Consider the following 15454-nt stretch of genomic DNA (forward strand, 5'->3'; position numbering starts at 1 on the left):
GATGGGGTCATGCGCTTGCGGGCGATCCCCTGTATATTGAGCAGTCGTTTCAATATCCTCCCTCGGCTTTCAAGGTATACTTCAAAAAGGATCATTGTCAGGGGCAGACCAGTCACACTATGTGACGGTCGACGACACCGGCGCTCGACACTCCCATAATCCGTCTTACCCCGCAAAGAGGTCGGGAAAGGCCCCTACCCTTCTAGGCTTGATCTAATATCAGTGGTCTTGATGGGGGTCGAACCCGCGACCCAGTTGTTGCAAAAGCCATCGGTCTGAAATTCCTCAAGAGCGGCCATCAGCTTTGCCTGGTTGGAATGACCGATTTTGGGGCCGGCTGCTGACCGTCGGGTTTTATCCGCAAAGTCGTTGAAGCGGACGGCTGTTAGAGTAACCTCACTTTAGCGTACGATCCATGGCTGCCGTTCGTCCCTTCTACATTGTACGTCCTCTGTGATCCACGACTGAAGCTATCGCATTCGGTTTCTCAGACCTTTGCCAGACGCATCTGGAAGAATTCAATGATTTCGTCTCTTGCTGCTATCGTTGGTTCCCCCGTCCCATCGATAAGGTGCTGTGTCACCGTGCTGTGTGGATATAGAACGTGTTTAGCGAAAAAGGGCGCGACATCCCGGTTTGCTGCGCCGTCAGGCAGCGTGGTGGCCAGGAATTGGCTGCCAAGCGCATCGGCATAAGCAGCAAACCGGGCTGCACGGCAAATCTGATCGCCTTCAAAGCGATAGGCAAGAACGGTTAAGTCTTCACGTTCAAGCCGGTCGCGGACAAGCTTCAATTCTTCAGGGGAACTTTCAACGGCGTCAGGTTGATCCAAAGGTAAAGACGGCTGACACAGGACGGGAGCAAGCACTGAAGGCTCCAGCATCATGCTGAGTGCAAAGTTTCCGGTGAAACACATTCCGATTGCGCCCACCCCAGGTCCGCCACATTCATCATGCGCTTTGCGCGCCAAACCTTTGAGCCATCGTGTAATCGGACTTGACCCATTTCCGGCAAAGGCCCTGAATTCGGCGCTGACGCAAGCGCGTTGGAAAACTTTGACACCCTCCTCAGCCGATAGAACGGCGCCATCGCGGCCAAAAAGCGATGGCAGATAAACCGTGAAGCCCGCATCACGCACCCAACGGGAAAAACGGGCTACCTGCGGGCTGATCCCAGGCATCTCCGTCATCACAATCACTGCAGGACCATGGCCGGCAATCAATACCCGCTTTTCCACGTCATTGATGCTGTATACCCGCGCGATGAAATCATTGAGTGGATCGTCACTGGAAAGGTTTGTATGTGCCATATTGTTCTCTCAAACTTTCCTAATACCGAATTTTGAACTTAGCTGTTTTTGCTTTATCTGATACCGAATGTCAAACTCAGCCATGCCACCCAACGTCCGGCGCCGCGCGCCAATCCCCAAAGAGACTTGCCCCTTGGCCCTGTCCGCTGAAATTCTCGGCGATAAGTGGTCTCTCTTGATTATCCGCGAGGCTTTTTACGGGGTCGTGCGCTACGATGATATGCTGGCGGACATTGGCGCACCGCGATCCATGCTTACGGATCGATTGTCCAAGCTCGTCAACTTTGGGCTGTTGAAGAGAGAGCCCTATCAGGAGCCGGGCGAGCGCGTCCGACATGCCTATGTGCTGACTGGAAAAGGAAGGTCTTTGGGTCCTACCTTGATTGCATTGAGCCAGTGGGGAGAAGAGCACATTCTGCGAACGCCAGCGCCGGTCTATTTTGTTGAAAGAAGCAGCCAAACCTCGGTTCATCATGCGCTGATCAGCGATGCCGGAATTCCCATCGCGCTGAAAGACGTCGAGATCAAATTGCGAAACAGGGAGTAGAAATCAAACTCACGCCTGACAGCGCGGACATAAATTTCAGCAATTCTTGCAATACGATCCTTCGTTTGCCTTTGGCCTCAGCGGCTTTCCGCTCAAATCGGTGAGTTGAATCTACAGCCTCGCCCCCAAAGCCGCCATTCATCCGCCCCGCAACAAACGACTGCTTCCCGCTGCTACTGAGATCTTTGATCAAGTTGCGACGAAGGTCCGTTTACAGCAAACATGGGCAAAAACTCGAACGACCGGCATGAAGGCGCAAAGCGGACGTTGAACACATTAGAAGGGAATTGGTGCAGGGATCAAATTTCAACATTTTGCATCTATGCGGCCGGGATCGAAAATAGGTTGATTGAACCCGCATGCCGCACAAACATAACGCCCCCCGCCGCCATCACATCGGTAAGATGAAGTTCAAAGTGACGAACTGGGCGGAGTACGAGGCGGGCCTTCGCCGCCGTGGCAGCATGACCCTTTGGATAACTCCGGACGCGCTGGCGGGCTAGGCACCCCCACGGCGCAAAACGCGCGGTGGCCAGCCTCTTTATTCTGATCTGGCGATCGAAACCACGCTGATGCTGGGCATGGTATTCGGATTACGGTTACGCCAGAGCGAAGGGCTTTTGAGTTCGGTGCTTGATATGATGGTATTGGATTTGCCTGTGCCCGATCACACCACACTGAGCCGGAGGGCCAGGACTTGGAAGCTATCGGCCAGCAGCAACGACCGGCAGCATGTGGTGGACGGAACCATTCACGTTCTGGTCGACAGTACCGAGCTCAAGGTCTATGGCGCGGGCCAATGGCTGGAAGAAAAGCACGGAGCGAAGTCCCGGCGTGGCTGGCGAAAACTGCACCTAGCTGTTGATGCCGACAGTGGGGCGAGATTATTGCACATAGTCTGACAGATCAGGAAACAGGCGACGCCTCGCAGCTGGAACCTTTGCTGGATCAGATCGACGATGAGATCGACCAGTTCACTGCCGATGGCGCTTATGATGGCACTCCAACCTATAACGCTGTCCTGTGTCACAGCCCAGGCGCAAGGGTCGTCATTCCACCGCGCTTGAACGCGACTAAACAGCCCAACGCCCAGGCGTCCTGCCAGAGAGACTATCACATCGCATCCATCCTGGTTGATGGTCGGTTGAAATGGTAGGACGGCACCGGCTATGGCAAACGGGCTTTGGTTGAAACCGCGATGGGTCGATACAAAGGCGTTATTGGGCCGCGTTTGCGGGCTCGGTCATTCCTTGCTCAACAGACAGAGACTGCGATCGGGGTGGCCACTCTTAACCGAATGCTCGCCTGCGGACGTCCGAAATCCCTTCGTTGCCGAGCCTCGGCGGGAGCAACCAAATAAGCAGGCCCATCAAAGACCAAATTCTGCACATTTCCTGATCCCCGCACCAACGCCCCCGCGGTGGAGATCGTTCACCACGTTCGGCACGTAGACAGCCGTTCGCTGCCTGATTGTCAATGAACAGCGGCGTACATGATCTTTTCCTCGGTCGCCGTCGTCGGCGCAAACTCCTCGACGATGCGTCCGGATCGCGATACCAGGATGCGATCGGAGAGGTTCATGACCTCTGGCAGGTAGGACGATATGACGAGAACCGCCAAGCCGCTGTCGGCAAGTTCATTTATCAGTTGGTGTATCTCGGCTATCGCTCCCACGTCGACGCCGCGGGTGGGTTCGTCGAAGATTATCAGCTTGGGCTCCTGGACGAGAGCCTCGGCTATGACGACCTTCTGCTGATTGCCGCCTGACAATTCGATGACCCTTGCATTGCTGTCGATCGCCTTGATGTTCAGACGCTTGATCCAGTTCTGCGCGACCGTTCGCACTTCGCTCATCCTCACGACCGAGCTCTTGTTCAAATCCGCTCCGAGAAGGCTCGCGTAAATGTTATCCGCGATGCCCATCGTCTCGAAGAACCCCTCGATTTTCCGGTCTTCCGTCACATAGACTATCCCGTCTTTCACCGCAGGCCGGGGAATGCGATAGCGGACCGTCTTACCGCCGAGTTTGATTTCACCGCCGTGAAAGAAGTTGCGCTTTTGAACACCCGCGACGATCTTGGCCGTCTCCGTTCGTCCGGACCCGATAAGGCCGAACATGCCTGTGACCTGGCCTTGATAAACCGAGAAGGAATTGTTGCGGACAAAGCTGCCCCACGACAGGTTCTGCACGCTGAGGACCTTGCGACCCGGCGGACGTACCCTACGGACTTCATGGTCGTAGAGCGTGCTGCTGAGGTCGCGGCCCACCATTGCGCGTATGATCTTGTCACGATCGAAATTTCTGGTCTCGTCAGTGACTACGAGACGTCCGTCGCGCAGGATCGTAATCCGGTCGGAAATCTCGAGCGCCTCTTCAAGCGCATGGCTGATGAACACCACCGACACCCCCCGCCCCTTAAGACGTTCGATAAGGGCGAAGAAGTGATGCTTCTCCTCAGGTGTGAGCGTGGCGGTCGGCTCGTCGAAGATGATGATGCGGGCGTTTTGACGGACGGCGCGCGCGATCTCGACCATCTGCTTTTTCGCCGCCCCGAGCGTGGATACCATGGCCCAGGGATCGACGTTGAAATTGAGAGACTGCAGAAACTGCTGCGCGGAGATGTAAAGACCTCGAAGTCTGTTGAAGAGCTTCTCGTCGCCGAGATAGAGGTTCTGCGCGACCGTCATCGATGGAACGAGGCTGGTCTCCTGAAATACCATGGCGATGCCCCTGGAGAGAGCCTCGGCTGGCGTCGAGAAGCTGACTGCCTGACCATCGAGCAGCATGGTGCCGCTCGTCAACGGGGTCACGCCGGCGATGACTTTGGTCATGGTGCTCTTTCCCGCGCCGTTCTCGCCGAGAAGCGCGTGGACCTCGCCCGCCCTGATGGTAAAGTCGACGTCGCTGATCGCGGTGATGCCGCGGTAGGCCTTCGTGACGCCGTGCAGTTCCACAAGATTTTGCATCTTCAGTCTTCCGTGATTGTCGGGTCCAAAGCCAGTAACTGGTTCGTCGCCGCGCATGAGACCACCACATTGCCGGCATGTTCGACGGCGCTCGTTATGCCGTGCCGGTTGGCGTCTGCGCGGCTATGATAACTGGCGTTCGGATTGAAGTTCTCGTCGAGCCGCACCAGCAGGCCATAAGACCTCGTCGGCGCCCAGGGTTTGACGATACCCAGGTGACGGACGCCTCCGCTTTGGACCGGCTCAAAGTAGTTCACGCCCGTCCTGAGGGAAGGCGCGACCCAATACTGTTCGTCGAGGGATTCAAGCATCGCCTTCCGGTAGCCGTCCTCGCGGAGCACGAACTCGATCAACTGGCGTCGGGGTGCGAAAATCGAAAGCCAATAGCCACCCTGGCCGCTTCGGAAGATCGCCCCGGGATAGCCGGGAAGGTCGTCGAGAACCACCGTGGCGTTCCCTCCAGCTGTCAACCGCAAAAGCCGGTGCCGCCAGCTTTCTGAAATCACAATATCGCCTGTCTCGGTGACCACCACCCCCGCCGGAAAGCCGAGGTCGCCCGCTATGCACTTGGCTTCGCCGTTCCGCAGGTCGACACGCCACACACTGCCGGAGCGGTTCTTCTCCATCAGATCGCGACACCACTTATCAGGGCCGTTGGAAGCAGAGCCGTTCGCCACGACCAGGGTGTCGTCGCTCTCGAAAGCGATCGCCGCAGGGCAGTTCCTCGGCAATTGGCTTGAGAGAAGCTCCTTGAATTCGCCGTTTGCCGTGCAGAGCAGAATTGCCTTGCCCGCCACCCCGACAGCCAACTTTCCCGATTCGTGAGCGGCGATCGCCGATATCGGGCCACCACAATCGTGGATGTGCTGGGGCTCGGAGTTCGGATCGAGCACGAACAATTCTGCGCCCCGGCTGAAAAAGACGTGGCGGCCGTCGGAGGCCAAATTACCAACTGGCTTATCGCCTCCATCCCACATGACTGGAGCGCCGTTCAGCAGGTTGTTCGGCTTCAACGCGCCGTCCATCGAAGGCACTGTAACCGCCGCTTCGCCGGAGCCGCGGAAGTTGTCGATCCATTTGCGAATGGAGATCATTGGTGGCCCGCCTTGTAGAAGTCACGGTCGACGAAGTTCGAGTTGGCGTTCGGAAGCGGTATCCGGCCCAGGCGGTTGTTGTAGATGCCGCCGAGATAAAGATGCCCCTTGTGTTCGCGCATCGAGGTGATCATCGGGTGCTTTTCGCCCGTCGTGTCCCAGAGGGCGCCCGTCACGGTTCCATCGAGATCGATTTTGACAACGCATCCCGTGTTGATGTTCGGGTGGAGCCATTCGTCAAACGGAATACGCTGCGCCATGCGCTTGCGGAATCCCGGCATGCGGCAGGCAAGATCGAGAGCGGGCGTCCTCATTCCGACGAGCGCGATCCAGAAACAACCATCCGACGAACGCCTGATATTGTCCGGATAGCCCGGAAGCGTGTCCGTCACGATCTCCACCGTGCCTTTCTTCGGCCCGGCAAACCAGTAGCGGTTGATGCGGCAAAGCCACGACTCGGCGAATAGCAGCGACTCCCCGTCCCCGGTCATGCAGACGCCGTTCGGGAACCCGCGTTTGGGCAGCACCGTTCGCGAGGAGCCGTCCTTGGGATCGTAGCAGATCAGGCGCCCGTTGCCGCGCATTTCGAGCGCGTCGACCGTCCAATCATGCATGTCGTAACGGATCGTCGCCTCGCTGAAGTAGATTTTGCCGTCTGGAGCGAAGTCCATGTCGTCTGCTAGGCGCATACGGCTGTCGTCGATCACGGAGAACCAGCTGCGGTTGGTCTCGTCGGACAGCTTCACGACCTCCCTGTTCTTGGTGACCTTGTAGAGGCCCATTCCGCCGACACAGCTGTGCAGCTCGCCATCGCCGCTCATGTGGACCGCGAGAGGCTGGCCACCGATGTGAACATAGACCTCGTGGCGCTGGTAATCGGGCGCGAAAAACCTGAGAATGTCCCCGTGGCGCGACCCGGTGTAGAGGTTATCATCCTCGTCGAACGCGATGTCCTCCGCGCCGTCGACGACGTCCAGTCCAATAGGCTCCGACCTATAGAGCGCGTCGTTGACCTGGTAGGGCGAGCCCGGTCCCGGCACCTTGTATTCCATAGGCGGCAGGATGCCGTAGGTCGGCGAGACGTAAACGCGGGAAAGGAGCTTGTAGCGGTTCTTGACCCACTTCACGTCGATGCCGACTGCCAGCAGCATGACAGCGCCTAGCACCAAGGAATTCGACCCCGTCGGCAGTTGAAGGCGGAGCAAGCCATTGGTCAGAAGCACGACGACAATGGTGCCGAGCAAAGCCTTGGCAACGGAACCCCGGCCCCCACCCAGGCTGATGCCGCCCAGCACCGCGGCGGTCAGCGCCGTGATCTCGGTACCCACGCCCACGTCAGACCCGACGCTGGTGAGGCGGGAGGCATAGAAGAGGCCTGCGATGCTCGTCATGAAGCCAGAGATGACGTAGGTCATGCAGACGGTCCGCCGGACCGAGATGCCTGCGTTGTGAGCTGAACGTCTGGAGCCGCCGACCGAAAGGACATGCCATCCAAACCGCATGCGTGTCATCACGATGTGCACGATGAGGGCGAAAACGAGCGACGCGGCGAAATTGACCGGGATTCCCAGTACGAAACCGATGCCCATGAAGTCCCAGGCGGCGGAGTCGGCGAAAGCCAACCCGATCTTGCGCCCGTAGGCAAGGCCGAGCGTGTCGACGATCGCCCGTATGATGATGAGCATGGCCAGAGTCGTCAGAAACGCACGCAGGCGCAGGTAGCCGATCAGCACACCGTTGATCAGCCCGACCAGGCAACCGACGAGCATCACCGTGGGAATCACGGCGTAGAGCGGCCAATGGAACATGTTCATGAGCGCGAGCGCCACGAAATTCGTCAGCGCCATCGTCGAGCCAACGCTCAGGTCGATGCCGCCGGCCATCATGACGATCATCAGGCCGAGAACGATGAAACTGATCTCGCCAAGCTGGCGGGAGATGTCGAGAAGGTTGCCCATCGACATGAAGCCCGGCAGGATGACGGAATACACAGAAAGAACGAGCACGAGGAATATGGCCGGGATAGCAGTGTCGATCCAGCTCTTGGAAAGGATTTCCCCAACGATATGGTCGGGGAACAATCGATATCGCAAACGCGACAGGACATCACCGTTCTGCATGAACTCACCCGCTCTGAAATTTTAAGATTCGGTGGCGGGCGTTTCCGCCGCCACCGCCGCGACGATTTAGAAGTCTTTCTTCGACCAGCAAGATGTCGGGGTAAGGGTTTCCTTGGTGACGATCTTGACGTTGGAATAGAAGACGAAAGGCTTTTCTCCCGGCGCGTTCTTCTGCTGGAGCACGACCTTGATCGCGTCGTTCAGATCGCGGGCCTGTCCCGCAGCGTCATAGCTGACATAGTAGTCGAAGCTGCCGTTCTTGACCTGCTCGCACGAAGACTGGTTGCCGCCGCCCGAGCTGAACAAGAGCACTTTGCCTGTCAGGCCGGCCTCCTTGATAGCAGCCGCCACGCCGACATCCTGACCATCCCAGAACCCGATATAGGCGCAAAGGTCAGGGTTTTGCTTGAGCACCGTCGACGCCACGCCGTGCGCCTTGGTCGCATCCCAGTCGCCCGCCTGAGTGGAGACAACCTTGATGTCCGGATTTTCGGCCGTCAGGGTTTCCAGTGCCGCCATGCCATATGCGTTGGCGGGGTTGGTAGGCGTGCCCTGGATGATCGCGATCTTGCCGCTCTTGCCCTTCTTGGGGCTGCAGGTCTCCATCGCCTCCTTGATGTTACGGTAGCCGACGTCATACCATTCAGGTCCGGCATAACCGTCTGTCGTAGTCTGCGACTTCACCTGAACCTGGATAACCGGAATGCCAGCCGCCATCGCCTGCTTCAGTAGGCGTGCGTAGGATTGAACGTCCTGATTCATGACGACTAGAACGTCCGGCTTCTCATTGATGGCCGCACTGATCGCCTGAGCGCCGAGGTCCGTGTTCCAGTTCGGGTCGCGGACGTCGATCGAATATCCAAGCGCCTCCGCCTGCTTGCGCATCGCCGTGATGTATCCCTCGACGTTGTCGATGCCGGCGGCCTGGGGCACGAAGACGACCTTCTTGCCCTGCATGTCCTGGTAGTATTGCACGTTCTGTCCATCATCGAGAACATCTGCGAGTGCGATGCTCCAACTGAACGCGGCTACCGCCACCCCAGCAATGAGTTTTGCGAATGCTTTCATTTCCTTCTCCTCCTCCTAAGTTGAAGCCAGCCTTCAAATATCGCCTTGTTGCGATGTCTGTTCGTCACGTGGATTGACGATGCTGTCCGCCGTGATGGCGACGAGCAGGATCAATCCCTTGATGATGTTCTGGACGGTGTAGGGCACGTCCAGAATGGTCATGCCGTTCAGCAGCGTCCCGATCAGCAAAGTTCCGACGATCACGTTGCGCACGCCGCCTTTGCCACCGCTCAAGCCGATACCGCCGAGGACAACGACGAGGACGACGTCGTAAACCATGGTCGATACGACAATGCGGGTGTTCATGCTTCCGACCACCATCGCCATGATGAGTCCGGCAAGAAAGCCGATCGTCGCGGAAATCACATACTGCAGAAGGATCAGCGGCCTGACGGGCATCCCCGCAATACGCGCCCTGAGAGGATTATCGCCCATGCTCCGGATGAAGACACCGACCTTCGTGTACTTGAGCACGACGAAGATCAACAGCGCGAGTGTGCACATCAACCACACGGGCACGGGGATATCGAGGAACGTTCCCCCTCCAATCTTTTGAAGCGGCCCTGCGTCGCCGGACAAGTAGATGATGTCCTGATCGACGAGCGCGACGCGTCCGAACCCATAGACGACGGTTCCCATCGCAAGGGTCGCGAAGATCGCGGGAATTTCGACGTAGGCAATAAGGAACCCTTGGATCGCGCCGATAATCAAAGCGAGCGCCAAACCGGCCGCAAGCGCAACAATCGGCAGATAGCCCATGTTCATGAGATTGAGCGACCAGGCCATCGTGATTGCCATGATCGCGACGATGGCAAGATCGATGCCTCGGCCGATCACCACAAGGCCCATGGCCAGGCCCAAGATTCCCAGGATCGCAACGTTCTGCAGCAGCGATCCGATATTGTCGAAGGTAAAAAAGCCCCTAAGAAAGATTGAGAAGCAGGCAAAGGCGACGACGAAAATAAGGAAGACAATCGCTTCTTGCGTCACCGCCAAAGGCTTGCGTTTTGTCCGGGCACTGCTCGACATTCCTACCTCCCATGGCGCGCGGATGCTCTCCCGAAGCCCGCGGTCCCCTCACTCCGTGTTTACGACTACCGCGCCGACGTCTTCACACAATCGAATGGATTGGACGTCAGCGACAGCGAACTCCTATCGATCGTTCGGCGGCTTTCTACCCACCCCGCCATATGGGTTCCACGACATCGCCACGGTCGCGCCGCAGTCGACGGGTATGTTCGCACCCGTCACCGCTGAAGCTGCAGGCCCCGCCAGGAAGGCAACGACAGCAGCGATTTCTTCCGGCTTGACCATCCGGCCAAGGGCCGAGTTTTCCGACAATTTGCTTGGATCACGCTCCCCCCGATCAATCGCCCCCTTGATCGCAGGGGTCAGTGTGTATCCAGGTGAAACCGCGTTGACCCTCACCTGCGAACGACCCCATTCCGCCGCGAGGTTCTCGGTCATCGCGATGACGGCGGCCTTGGCGGGCGAATAGGCATGCAGCGGCATCGAACGCATGCCCGCGATGGACGCGATGTTGACGATGCTTCCCTTGCGGGCGGTCGCCATGCGTCTGCCGAATGCAAGGCAGGTGAGATAGGTGCCGCGCTGGTTTATCCGTATGACGTCGTCCCACAATTCGAGAGACAGGTCTTCCGGTGGCAGAGGAAGCTGAATTATGCCCGCGCTATTAACGACGATATCGGGTATGCCGAACTCGGCCTCTATTTCCTTTGCAACGGCTTCGATGTGTTCCGGACTGCCGACATCCAGAGCTTTGGCGACACCATTCAACTCTGCGGCAACTGCGCGTGCCGCTTCCTCCGCGCGGTCCAATACGACGATGCGCGCGCCGTGGCGAACGAGTTCCCGGCAGCAGGCGGCTCCGATGCCGCTCGCACCGCCCGTTACGACAGCGAGTTTACCGGCCAAAGTCATGCTGAACTCCTCCATTCCCAGCAAACCGCGCACATAGTTTCATGGACGATATGATATTTGTGATCACAGCGAAGGTCACGATGGCTTCGCTCCAATGCTTGTTGAATGACAGCTTCATCTGGGCACCCATCCTTCCGCATCATTCAGCCGGCCGGAGCGCACGATCATGACCGCAGCCTTTTCGACGTCGTTAACGACCGCCTGCCGGGCTCTCTCCCCGTCCCTCGCCTCGATCGCATTGACGAGCGCCGCATGCGACCGATATGTGGTATCGAGCATCTCGCTGGTGTCAGAGGCCGATTTCCCCGCTGCGTGCGCCTTGATCTCACCTCCGACCGATGCCCAGAATACCGGTCCGACCTGCAGCCACAGCGCCTCGATGATTTGAAGCAAGGTCGGCATTCCAGCCGCACGATAGATGGCGAAATGCATCCTGCGATTGGCGCGCATCGCCTCCATCGGGTCCGGCGTCGCGCCGTGAGCGAAAGTCTCGAACATTTCGGCTTCGCGCTTGATCTCATTGAGTTCGGCCTCGGTGCGCCTGCGGCAGGCCGCTTCCGCAGCGAGGCCCTCCACCGTGCAACGGATCGCGATTATCTCTTCAAACCTCTCCCGGGACGGCCACGATACCTGGATCGAGCGGTTGGGAAGCATCTCCAACGCCTTCTCAGCCACGAGGCGGCTGACGGCGTCTCGGACGGGCATGGGGCTCGTTCCGACGGCTGCCGCGAGCCTCCTGAGCGTCAGGCGTTCTCCAGGCGCAATCAGTCCGGACAGGATCAATTCCTTGATCTCCGAATAGACGACATCGGCCAGCGTGTTTCGCTCGACACGCGGCAGCTTGTCCGCGACTGAATAGCTCTCGGTCAAATCAATATCCTCATGGGGTTCTGAACTGCAGCCTTGAACGTCGCGAGCAAGCGGGCGGCCAATGCGCCGTCCATAACCCGGTGGTCACAGGACATAGTCACCGTGAAAGCACGAATTGAAGTTGGTTGTCCATTCCTCGACACCAAGCGTTCCTCGACGGCTCCAATGCCAAGGATGAATGCGTGCGGCAGGTTGATGATCGGCTGGAAGTTCGAGGCTCCATACATTCCGAGGTTCGAAATCGAGGCGGAGCCACCACTGTAGTCTCCAGGCGCGAGTTTGTCCGCCCTGGCGCGCTCCGCCAGCATCTTGATTTCGGATGAAATGGATGAAAGGCTTTTCGTTTCAGCGCGTCGCAGGACAGGGGTATGGAGGCCGCCGTCGACCGCGACTGCGATGTCGGAATGATGGAACCGGAGAATGCGGTCCTCGGCCCAAACAACATTGGCTTCTGGCAATTCCTGCATGGAGATCGCGAGCGCTTTGACGATGAAGTCGTTGACAGTCAGCTTCATCGGCGGCGTATCAGGCCGCATCTGTGTCGCGTTCAATTCGCCCCTCAGCTTCAACAGCGCGCCGGCGTCACAGTCGATCGACAGGTAAAAATGCGGAACGGTGCGTTTCGCCTCGATCACCCTGGAGGCGATCGTCCTGCGCATGCCATCCAGGTTGATCTCTTCGTACGAACCTGGTTCGTACAGCCGGATAATCTGTTCGGCGTTCCAGCATATGTTCCGCGCCGATCCCGGGAGCACTTCGCCAACGGGGGTCTGGAGTGCCGGCGGCCTGCCGGACACGCTCGCCTCGACGTCGCGTCGTACGATCCGGCCGCGCGGACCACTACCGACCAGCTCACTAAGATCGATGTGCTCCTCGCTTGCAATGCGCCTTGCAAGCGGAGACGCGAAGACGCGATCGGTCGTTGCACCCGTTTGTATCGCACCGGCCGTCTTGGGCTCGATTTCAGCAGTGGCAATGGAAGGGGCTGCGTCCGGCACGCCGCCCGCAGCCGAAACCGCTCCACCGCGGGCCGCCAGGATTCCGATCACCTCGTTGACGCGTACATCAAGAGAACCCTCCGGCCACACGATCCTGGACAGCGTGCCTTCGTCGAAAGCTTCGATTTCCATCGTCGCCTTGTCCGTCTCGATCTCGGCGATCACGTCGCCGATCTTGACCTCGTCGCCTTCCTTCTTGAGCCAGCGGACGATGTTGCCCGTTTCCATGGAGGGCGAAAGCGAGGGAAGGAGAATTGAGATGGACATCTTCGCTCCCCTCACGCGATCTTGTCGAGAAGCGGCTGCCCGCTGTCGTGCAACAACGACGCGATCACATCACGGATGTCCTCGGGCCCGGCAAGCGCCGCCCGCTCCAGCACTTTCGAGACGGTCGGGGCGGCCCAACCCCCTGTCACCCGCTTCACGGGCTGGTCCAGGTAGTCGAAGAAACGGCGCTGGATTTCATCGGCGATGTGGGAGCCCAGGCTGGTGCCGCGGGTGGTCTGCTCGACAATAGCGACATTGCCCGTCTTGCGGATGGACGCGCCGATCGTCTCATAATCGATGTCCCGGAGCGAAAGGGTGCGCAAATCAATAATGTCGGCGGAGCACCCCATCTCCCGCGCCACCTCAATGCAAGGATCGACCAGGGCAAGCGTGGTGAGCAACGTGATCTGGTTGCCCTCTGCGACCCGTTTTGCTTTTCCGATCGGTATGAAGTGGTCGAAGTTCTTTGGTATGGGGCCTTTTCGATTGTAGAGACCCTGATGTTCGATGACGAGAACCGGATCGGTGCAGCGCAACGCGGTATTCATCAGCCCTACATAGTCGAAGGCATTGGATGCGGCCACGACACGCCAGCCCGGATAGAGCGCGAAGATGCCTGACGGGTCCATGGAATGCTGGGAACCGTATCCCTCTGTACCGGGAATCCGGCATCGCAAAACGAGCGGGACGGAATGCTTTCCATTGAACAGATGGCGAATTTTCGCCGAGTGATTGAATAGCTGATCCGCGGCCACAAGCGCGAAATCACTGTACATGAGTTCGATGACGGGCTTCAGCCCAGACGTCGCCGCACCGTTCGCAAGACCGCAGAAACCGTTTTCCGTGATGGGCGTGTTGATGATGCGATCGGGAAACTGTGCAACCAATCCACGCGTCGCGCCGACAGTGCCACCATTCATGTTGGCGACGTCTTCGCCAAACACGTAGATGGTGTCATCCTTCGCCATGTTTGCGCCCATGACCCTGGGCATGGCCTCGATCAGCGACATCTCGACCATGTCTTCAGCGCGATGGTCCTCGACTTCCGTGAAACTGACGCCGTCGAACTCGCTGAGGTCGCCGACCAACCCCGCATCGGGATCGCTGGCGTCAGGCCAGAGTTCCTCGCGAATTCGAGTGGAGGACCCCAGCCCTTCGACGATCTCGGCGTTGGCCCACGCCATCGCTTCCTTGACCATGGCGTCGATGCCGTCGATGTCCGCCGCGCTCAGGATGCCGCGTGCGGGAAGCTCGCGCCTCAGGAAATCGATCGGATCCCTGGCGCGCCATTCGGATTCTTCGTCCTTGGTACGATAGCCGAAGGCGCTTCCCGGGAACGGTCGGCTCTGATGGTAGTATCGGTAAACGTCGGCCTCGATGAATGCCGGGCCGCCGTTTTCCCTGATGTGCTCCTCCGCCCACCGAGTCGCCAACCAAACCGCGAACGGGTTCATTCCATCGACCCGGACAGCGGCTATGCCGTGAGCGACGGGACGCGTCAGCAACGTCGTCTCCCGCGTCGATTGCCCGACACTCATCGAAACGGCGTAGTGATTGTTCTCAAGAAAGAAGATCATAGGCAGGGAATAAAGCGCGGCAAGGTTCATCGCCTCATGGGCGGTACCTTGATGGATCGCGCCGTCGCCGAAAAACGTGACCGTGATCGTGTCGGCCTTGCGCACTTTGTCGGCGAAGGCGACGCCCACGGCGAGTGGCATTCCGCCGGCGACGATCGCATCGGTTCCCATGATTCCGAGTTCGTCCTTGCGCATGTGCATGGAACCGCCGCGGCCGCCGTTCCATCCTGTCCGAAGGCCCAGAACCTCGCTCATCATTGCGAAGACTTCCCTGCGCATATCTTCCGGCATGCGGTTGACGGCGACCGGATCGAAATCCTTATAGTAGAGCGCGCTCAGCAGTTTGCTCATGCAGTTATGATGGGAGCGATGCGTGCCGTTGATCTTGGTCCCATTCGGCAGGGCTGCCAGGCAACCTGCCGCGGCTCCGTCTTGTCCGATGCTGGAATGTGCCGGCCCATGTACCAAACCGAGTTTATCGAGCTGAAGAATGGTTTCCTCGAACCTGCGGCAGGCGAGCGTCAACATGACAAGGCGCTTGGCATCCTCGGCACTGAACGACTCCCAATCCGTTTCCTCGACGGCGAGCTCGCGCATTTGCGTCGCCATTGGAACGTTGTCCAGTCTCATGAATATTCGCCTCCCGCGATGCACCGTGGAGACTCCCTTCTCCGCAAGCCGGGGCAACATCCAACG

The 15454-nt window shown here is 58.7% G+C and carries 11 protein-coding genes and 1 pseudogene; 2 read left to right on the forward strand and 10 right to left on the reverse strand.

Annotated features, from left to right (window positions below):
* Positions 1 to 487 precede the first annotated feature (487 nt).
* Positions 488 to 1309, reverse strand: coding sequence for a dienelactone hydrolase family protein (locus tag RRH01S_RS32585; RefSeq protein WP_042477596.1), 822 nt, complete (start codon positions 1307 to 1309; stop codon positions 488 to 490).
* Positions 1310 to 1442: 133 nt separating this feature from the next.
* On the opposite strand from RRH01S_RS32585, the gene RRH01S_RS32590 reads away from it, so the two are divergent.
* Both RRH01S_RS32590 and RRH01S_RS32595 read left to right on the forward strand, forming a co-directional pair.
* On the forward strand, positions 1443 to 1856 hold the full coding sequence (locus RRH01S_RS32590; protein ID WP_052365445.1) for a winged helix-turn-helix transcriptional regulator: 414 nt from the start codon (positions 1443 to 1445) through the stop codon (positions 1854 to 1856).
* Positions 1857 to 2215: 359 nt separating this feature from the next.
* Positions 2216 to 3216, forward strand: a pseudogene (locus RRH01S_RS32595) (IS5 family transposase).
* Between the two features lie 113 nt (positions 3217 to 3329).
* Here RRH01S_RS32595 and RRH01S_RS32600 read toward each other — a convergent pair.
* The 9 genes from RRH01S_RS32600 to RRH01S_RS32640 all read right to left on the reverse strand — a co-directional run bounded on the left by RRH01S_RS32600 (position 3330) and on the right by RRH01S_RS32640 (position 15388).
* Positions 3330 to 4823 carry a sugar ABC transporter ATP-binding protein gene (locus RRH01S_RS32600; protein WP_042477598.1) on the reverse strand — a complete coding sequence of 498 codons (1494 nt, stop codon included), beginning with the start codon at positions 4821 to 4823 and terminating at the stop codon, positions 3330 to 3332.
* 2 nt (positions 4824 to 4825) lie between these two features.
* Positions 4826 to 5917, reverse strand: a complete 1092-nt coding sequence (locus tag RRH01S_RS32605) for an SMP-30/gluconolactonase/LRE family protein (RefSeq protein WP_042477601.1) — start codon at positions 5915 to 5917, stop codon at positions 4826 to 4828.
* Positions 5914 to 8037 carry an ABC transporter permease gene (locus RRH01S_RS32610; protein WP_042477604.1) on the reverse strand — a complete coding sequence of 708 codons (2124 nt, stop codon included), beginning with the start codon at positions 8035 to 8037 and terminating at the stop codon, positions 5914 to 5916. Before RRH01S_RS32610 ends, RRH01S_RS32605 begins: the two co-directional genes overlap by 4 nt.
* A 66-nt stretch (positions 8038 to 8103) precedes the next feature.
* Positions 8104 to 9105 (reverse strand): sugar ABC transporter substrate-binding protein, encoded by a 1002-nt coding sequence (locus RRH01S_RS32615; protein ID WP_042477607.1) that lies wholly within the window; start codon positions 9103 to 9105, stop codon positions 8104 to 8106.
* A gap of 33 nt (positions 9106 to 9138) precedes the next feature.
* Positions 9139 to 10134 carry an ABC transporter permease gene (locus tag RRH01S_RS32620; protein ID WP_042477611.1) on the reverse strand — a complete coding sequence of 332 codons (996 nt, stop codon included), beginning with the start codon at positions 10132 to 10134 and terminating at the stop codon, positions 9139 to 9141.
* A 123-nt stretch (positions 10135 to 10257) separates the two neighbouring features.
* Positions 10258 to 11046 carry an SDR family NAD(P)-dependent oxidoreductase gene (locus RRH01S_RS32625; RefSeq protein WP_042477613.1) on the reverse strand — a complete coding sequence of 263 codons (789 nt, stop codon included), beginning with the start codon at positions 11044 to 11046 and terminating at the stop codon, positions 10258 to 10260.
* Positions 11047 to 11160: 114 nt separating this feature from the next.
* Positions 11161 to 11916, reverse strand: a complete 756-nt coding sequence (locus tag RRH01S_RS32630) for a GntR family transcriptional regulator (RefSeq protein ID WP_042477616.1) — start codon at positions 11914 to 11916, stop codon at positions 11161 to 11163.
* Positions 11913 to 13181: a 2-oxo acid dehydrogenase subunit E2 gene (locus tag RRH01S_RS32635; protein WP_042477618.1), complete on the reverse strand. Its 1269-nt coding sequence runs from the start codon at positions 13179 to 13181 to the stop codon at positions 11913 to 11915. The genes RRH01S_RS32630 and RRH01S_RS32635 overlap by 4 nt, the downstream gene beginning before the upstream one ends.
* Before the next feature lie 11 nt (positions 13182 to 13192).
* Entirely contained in the window at positions 13193 to 15388 is a 2196-nt protein-coding gene (locus tag RRH01S_RS32640; RefSeq protein ID WP_042477621.1) for an alpha-ketoacid dehydrogenase subunit alpha/beta, read from the reverse strand.
* Positions 15389 to 15454 lie beyond the last annotated feature (66 nt).

It is taken from the genome of Rhizobium rhizogenes NBRC 13257, from assembly GCF_000696095.1.
GTDB classification, from domain to species: Bacteria; Pseudomonadota; Alphaproteobacteria; order Rhizobiales; family Rhizobiaceae; genus Rhizobium; species Rhizobium rhizogenes.

What these genes read in the sequence shown, in the direction of transcription:
- RRH01S_RS32585 (WP_042477596.1), bottom strand. Translation starts at nt 1,309, where the DNA reads ATGGCACATACAAACCTTTCCAGTGACGATCCACTCAATGATTTCATC.
- RRH01S_RS32600 (WP_042477598.1), bottom strand. Translation starts at nt 4,823, where the DNA reads ATGCAAAATCTTGTGGAACTGCACGGCGTCACGAAGGCCTACCGCGGC.
- RRH01S_RS32605 (WP_042477601.1), bottom strand. Translation starts at nt 5,917, where the DNA reads ATGATCTCCATTCGCAAATGGATCGACAACTTCCGCGGCTCCGGCGAA.
- RRH01S_RS32610 (WP_042477604.1), bottom strand. Translation starts at nt 8,037, where the DNA reads ATGCAGAACGGTGATGTCCTGTCGCGTTTGCGATATCGATTGTTCCCC.
- RRH01S_RS32615 (WP_042477607.1), bottom strand. Translation starts at nt 9,105, where the DNA reads ATGAAAGCATTCGCAAAACTCATTGCTGGGGTGGCGGTAGCCGCGTTC.
- RRH01S_RS32620 (WP_042477611.1), bottom strand. Translation starts at nt 10,134, where the DNA reads ATGTCGAGCAGTGCCCGGACAAAACGCAAGCCTTTGGCGGTGACGCAA.
- RRH01S_RS32625 (WP_042477613.1), bottom strand. Translation starts at nt 11,046, where the DNA reads ATGACTTTGGCCGGTAAACTCGCTGTCGTAACGGGCGGTGCGAGCGGC.
- RRH01S_RS32635 (WP_042477618.1), bottom strand. Translation starts at nt 13,181, where the DNA reads ATGTCCATCTCAATTCTCCTTCCCTCGCTTTCGCCCTCCATGGAAACG.
- RRH01S_RS32640 (WP_042477621.1), bottom strand. Translation starts at nt 15,388, where the DNA reads ATGAGACTGGACAACGTTCCAATGGCGACGCAAATGCGCGAGCTCGCC.